Source organism: Candidatus Enterococcus moelleringii (assembly GCF_017377575.1).
Lineage (GTDB): Bacteria > Bacillota > Bacilli > Lactobacillales > Enterococcaceae > Enterococcus_A > Enterococcus_A moelleringii.
The window spans coordinates 105505-111504 of record NZ_JAFREM010000003.1 but is presented as its reverse complement, the minus strand read 5'-3'; the positions used below and the strand labels follow the sequence as shown (position 1 = coordinate 111504).

Annotated in this window: 4 protein-coding genes; all 4 read right to left on the bottom strand. The window is 41.8% G+C overall.

Features of this window, described 5'->3' with window-relative positions:
• Positions 1–245 precede the first annotated feature (245 nt).
• A complete protein-coding gene (gene lysS, locus JZO70_RS01835) occupies positions 246–1742 on the bottom strand; it encodes a lysine--tRNA ligase (protein ID WP_207671826.1) in 1497 nt (498 codons plus the stop codon).
• A 90-nt stretch (positions 1743–1832) separates the two neighbouring features.
• Entirely contained in the window at positions 1833–2831 is a 999-nt protein-coding gene (gene dusB, locus JZO70_RS01830) for a tRNA dihydrouridine synthase DusB (protein WP_207671834.1), read from the bottom strand.
• Between the two features lie 10 nt (positions 2832–2841).
• Entirely contained in the window at positions 2842–3729 is an 888-nt protein-coding gene (hslO, locus tag JZO70_RS01825; protein WP_207671825.1) for an Hsp33 family molecular chaperone HslO, read from the bottom strand.
• Positions 3730–3877: 148 nt separating this feature from the next.
• A complete protein-coding gene (gene ftsH, locus JZO70_RS01820; RefSeq protein ID WP_207671824.1) occupies positions 3878–5953 on the bottom strand; it encodes an ATP-dependent zinc metalloprotease FtsH in 2076 nt (691 codons plus the stop codon).
• Positions 5954–6000 lie beyond the last annotated feature (47 nt).

Genomic DNA, 6000 nt, shown 5'->3' with positions numbered 1-6000 from the left:
TTTGATAGAATAACTGATTTCCAGTCGTCTGTCAACGTCTTTTTTTATTTTTTTTCGAACGTCATTCGCTCGTTTTGGAACAATACATAATATACCAACATTATCGGCTCTGGTCAATGAAAAAAGCAACTTTTTTTCAAGTTTTTTTCATAAGCGATTAATGCCGGTGTATCGCTTGATAATCGTTCGTAAATAACAAAAAATACGGTCGATCTACTCACTTAAAAGCAGATTGACCGTATTTTTTAACGCATCGTCGGGAATAGCAGTACGTCACGAATGGACTGAACATCTGTTAACAACATAACTAGACGGTCAATTCCGATTCCTAATCCCCCTGTCGGAGGCATTCCATACTCTAAAGCTTCAAGGAAATCTTCATCTACACCATGTGCTTCATCGTTTCCTTGTTCTTTTTCTTTCTCTTGTGCTTCAAAACGTTCTCTTTGATCGATTGGATCATTTAATTCTGTAAAGGCGTTAGCAAATTCACGACCCACGATAAATAATTCAAAGCGGTCAGTGAAGCGAGGATCTTCATCATTTTTCTTAGCAAGTGGTGAAACCTCTACTGGATGCCCGAAAACAAAGGTTGGCTGTTCTAACGTATCTTCTACAAATGTTTCGAAAAACTCATTTAAGATATGACCAACTTCCATATTTTCATTAATCTCAACATTGTGCTCTTTAGCAGCAGCACGAGCTTCTTCGATTGTCATTTTTTCCCAGAAATCCACACCGGTTTGCTCTTTAACAGCGTCCGCCATATGAATTCGTTTAAATTCACTACCTAAATCAATAACTGTTCCATCATAGCTGATCGTTGTTTCGCCTAATACGTTTTTGGCTACATCACGAATAATTCCTTCGGTTAAATTCATAATGTCTAGGTAATCACTGTAAGCTGTGTATACTTCCATCATAGTAAATTCTGGATTATGAGTCGTGTCGATTCCTTCATTCCGGAATGTGCGGCCAATTTCGTAAACTTTCTCCATGCCGCCCACGATCAATCGTTTCAAATGAAGTTCTAACGCAATACGCAAATACAGATCCATATCCAGCGCATTGTGATGAGTAATAAATGGACGCGCAGTTGCGCCCCCAGCTTCGTTATGCAGCACAGGAGTTTCTACTTCTATATAACCCAAGCCATCTAAATAACGACGAATTTGACTGATAATTTGACTGCGTTTCATAAAGCGATCAAAGCTTTCGCGGTTACTAATCAAATCTAAGTAACGTTGACGATAGCGTTGTTCCACATTTGTCAAACCATGGTATTTTTCAGGCATTGGACGCAATGATTTTGTTAATAGCGTAATCTCTTTAGCTTTAATAGATACTTCACCCGTGTTGGTTTTCATCACTTCACCGGTAACACCGAAGAAATCGCCTAAATCAGCACGTTTGAAGACTTCATAGTTTTCATCGCCAACTTCATCTTTACGTACATAGATTTGAATTTGACCTTCGCGATCCTGCAAATGGGCAAACCCAGCTTTTCCTTTACCACGTTTCGTCATCATACGTCCTGCAATGCTGGCTGATAAAGCCATTTCGTGCAGTTCTTCTTTTGTGTTGCTATCATACTTTTCGTGTAGCTCTTGTGAGTTTGCTGTGCGTTCAAAGCGTTTGCCGAATGGATCGCTGCCTTCTTCGCGGATAGCCTCCATTTTTTCGCGGCGGACACGCATTTGGTCATTCATTTCCGCTAAGCTGTTTTGTTGTTCCTCAGTCACGAATTTTCCTCCTTTGATGTAGGTACTCTTTCTTATAATGCCAATCTATCCACAAAAAATCAAGCCGAATTATCGATTCGGCTTGAAAGATTAACTAATTTTTTGTTTCGCTTCTAATACTTCGACAAATTGATCTAAAATATCCAGGATCACTTGTTTCTCTTCGGTTTGATTGATTGCTACTTTTACTTTAGCTGCTCTAGGAATTCCCTTCAAATAGTAGCTAGCATGTTGCCGGAATTCACGACAGGCAATTTTTTCGCCTTTTAAATTGATCAAACGTTCTAAATGAACTTTGGCTGTCTCAATTTTTTCTCTTGGTGTTGGTTCCGCAATCAACTCGCCTGTTTCCAAATATTGTTGTGTACGATGAATCATCCAAGGGTTGCCTAGCGCTGCTCGTCCGATCATTACACCATCTGCGCCTACTTCTTCAATCATCCGTTTTGCATCCTCAGGTGTTTTCACATCGCCATTCCCCATAAACGGAATGGTTAATTGGTCCGCAACTTTTTTCAATATATCCCAATCAGCTTGACCTTCATACATTTGAACGCGCGTGCGGCCGTGCATTGCCAAAGCTGAAGCACCTGCACTTTGAGCTGCTAATGCATTCTCAACCGCAAGGATATGTTTATCATCCCAACCTGTACGCATTTTTACCGTGACCGGTATGTCCACCGCTGCAGATACCGCATGAACCATTTCATAGACTTTATCCGGGTCTAAAAGCCATTTGGCTCCTGCCTCTGCTTTAATCACTTTGTTTACAGGGCATCCCATATTGATATCAATAATATCGGCTTCGGTATTGTCTTGTACAAATCGGGCAGCCTCCACCAACGACTCTTTGTTGCCGCCAAAAATTTGGACACTTAATGGATGTTCCCGCTCATCAATGTACAGCATTTCCAAAGTTTTTTTGTTGCGAAAATGAATCCCTTGATCACTAATCATTTCGCAAACAACTAGTCCCGCACCAAATTCTTTGACAGTTACTCGAAAAGCAGCATTGGTTATTCCCGCCATCGGAGCTACTACCACCCGGTTGGGAATTTCTACATCGCCGATTTTCCAGGCTTCGTTCAACGGCTTCACGTTATACTTCCCCCATTGCTTCTCGTTTTAATTCTAATAAATCAGCTTCACTATATTCATATTTGTTATTGCAAAATGAACAAACTGCTTCAGCACCGTGATCTTCGTCAATCATTGCTTGAATTTCATCTGGTCCTAAGCTGATAATCGCTGCACCAAACTTATCCTTTGAACAATCACATTTAAATTGAACTGGCATTGTTTCCAGAAAATCTACATCCTCAGTACCTAATAAGCCTTTCAGGATTTCTTCAGGAGTTTGTCCTTGATCCAATAAAGACGAGATACGGGTCGTTTCTTTTAATTGTTCTTCAATTTGATCAATGACTTCATCGCTGGCACCTGGCATAATTTGAATCATGAAACCACCGGCTGTTTTAATCGAATCATCTGTATCTACTAATACGGATACTCCTACAGCAGAAGGAATCTGCTCCGAGACAGCAAGATAATAAGTGAAGTCTTCCCCTATTTCTCCTGAAACAATTGGTGTTTGACCTGAGAAAGGCTCTTTCATTCCTAAATCCTTAATTACCGTCAGCATACCTTCTGTTCCAACAGCACCTCTGACATCAATTTTGCCAATTGAATTCAACGGCAGACTAAGATGAGGATTTTTTATATAGCCTTTCACATCGCCTTTGCCGTTACTGTCGACAACAATTCCGCCAGCAGGACCGTTACCATCTATTTTAATCGTTAATTTATCGTCACCCTTTAACGTAGCGCCCAGCATTAAGCCGCCAATCATAGTACGACCTAATGCAGCTGAAGCCGTGTTCCAAGTATCATGGCGTCGTTGCGCTTCCGCTACCGTTGCAGTGGCATCTACGGCATATGCACGAACAAAACCGTCATAAGCCAACGCCTTCACTAAATAATCAGTCATTTATTTTCTCCTTTTTCTTGCTGCACAGTTACTTGCAAACATTCTTTCTCGTGATTGCATCATACTAGCACTTCAGTTTTTTTTCAACTTCCTTGTACGACTTTTAAAAAAATAAAAAAAGCATGCCGGTTAAGACATGCTTTTAAGATTACTGTTCGTTGTCGCTTGTATCGTCAGGTGATTCCATTGGTTCGTTTTTACCATTTGGATCATTGTGTTTCTTTTCATCCTGTGCTTGTTTTTCAGCATCTTCTTCTTCCAACGCACGCTTAGCTTCTTCAAACGTAAGAGCTTGCGCTTTTTCACTTGGGTAAGCACTGCTTCTGCCTTCTGGCATTTCGCCAGTTTCAAACAAGGATTTGATTGCTTTCGCATCTAATGTTTCAAATTCTAATAGTTTTTCAGCAATCAGTTTATGCTGTTCACGATGTTCTTCAATGATTTCGCGAGCTTTTTCATGAGCTTCCATCAAAATCTTACGAACTTCTTCATCGATCTCAAAAGCTACTTGTTCAGAGTAAGCTTTTGTTTGACCGTAGTCGCGACCAACAAATACTTGGTGATTTCCTTCATACTGAACGGGTCCAAGCTTATCGCTCATTCCGTATTCAGTAACCATGCTGCGGGCTAAGCCAGTTGCTTGTTCAAAGTCATTGGAAGCACCAGTAGATTGTACGTTAAAGACAAGTTCTTCAGCCGTACGTCCGCCTAGCAAACCAACAATTTGTTCAAACATATCATCTTTTGTCATCAGCATTTGATCTTCTTTTGGTAAAGCGATCATGTATCCGCCAGCACGTCCGCGAGGGATAATCGTTACTTTATGGACAACACGAGCACGGTTCAAGACCATCCCGATAATTGTATGACCCGCTTCATGATAAGCAACCATCGCACGTTCCCGTTTGCTGATTACTCGATCTTTCTTAGCTGGACCAGCAATTACACGATCTTCTGCTTCATCCACGTCAGAAGCATCGATTTTCTTCTTGTTACGACGAGCAGCTACTAAGGCCGCCTCGTTCAAGACGTTTTCTAAATCAGCACCGGCAAAACCAGGTGTTTGCTGCGCAACAACTTTCAAATCAACATCATCTGCAAGCGGTTTGTTACGAGCATGAACTCGCAGAATCGCTTCACGACCTTTAACGTCTGGACGACCTACCAAGATTTGGCGGTCAAAACGACCTGGACGTAATAACGCTGGATCTAGTACATCAGAACGGTTAGTTGCGGCAATGACAATGACGCCTTCATTACCATCAAAACCATCCATCTCAACAAGCAATTGGTTTAGGGTTTGTTCACGTTCATCGTGTCCGCCGCCCATACCAGCGCCCCGTTGACGACCAACAGCATCGATTTCATCGATAAAGATAATCGCAGGAGCATTTTTCTTCGCCGTTTCAAACAAATCACGAACACGGCTGGCACCGACACCGACAAACATTTCAACGAAGTCAGAACCTGAAATAGAATAGAATGGTACGCCTGCTTCACCCGCTACAGCTTTAGCCAGCAAAGTTTTACCGGTTCCGGGAGGTCCTTCAAGTAAGACACCTGCAGGAATACGAGCGCCCAATTCAACGAAGCGTCGTGGATCTTTCAGAAATTCAACAACTTCAACTAGTTCTTGTTTTTCTTCTTCTGCTCCGGCTACATCAGAGAAGCGCACACGGTTGGCCTTTTTGTCAGCTTCCTTGGCTTTAGATTTACCAAAGTTCATGACACGGCCATTGCCGCCGCCACCGCCGCCTTGTTGCCCCATGATCATGTAGAAGAAAAAGACCATCAGCAAGATCGGTAAGAAACTCACAAGCAAGGTCACCCACATACCGCTGCTGGATTCTTCTTGGATTTCAGTTGTAATCCCGTTTTCACTAGCAAGTGTGGTCACTTCATTCAATGTGGAATCATTCGGCAGAACAATCGTACTGAAATGTGTGGTTGAACTGTCAGTAGATCCCATAATACTTAAACCACCAGTATTAGCAACCTCTTGTTGTTCATTGTACTCACCGGTGATCCGATAAACGCCACCTGCCGGTTGAATTCTGAATTCTTTGATTTTTCCTTCTTTTAACTGTTCAGTGAAAGTGGAATACTCGATATCTGGCGACTGGGTTCGGTTGTCTCCAAAAAGGAAATAAACAACCATGACCATAGCCAAGATGACGAGGATATAATAGAGAGCATTTTTTGCTCCCTTAGGGTTTTTATTCATACGTTTCCTCCTCGTAATTGTTTCGTTTTTAAAGTTTTATCAATCCT

Coding starts and splice junctions, on each gene's coding strand:
- hslO (WP_207671825.1), bottom strand. CDS start 3,729: ATGACTGATTATTTAGTGAAGGCGTTGGCTTATGACGGTTTTGTTCGT.
- ftsH (WP_207671824.1), bottom strand. CDS start 5,953: ATGAATAAAAACCCTAAGGGAGCAAAAAATGCTCTCTATTATATCCTC.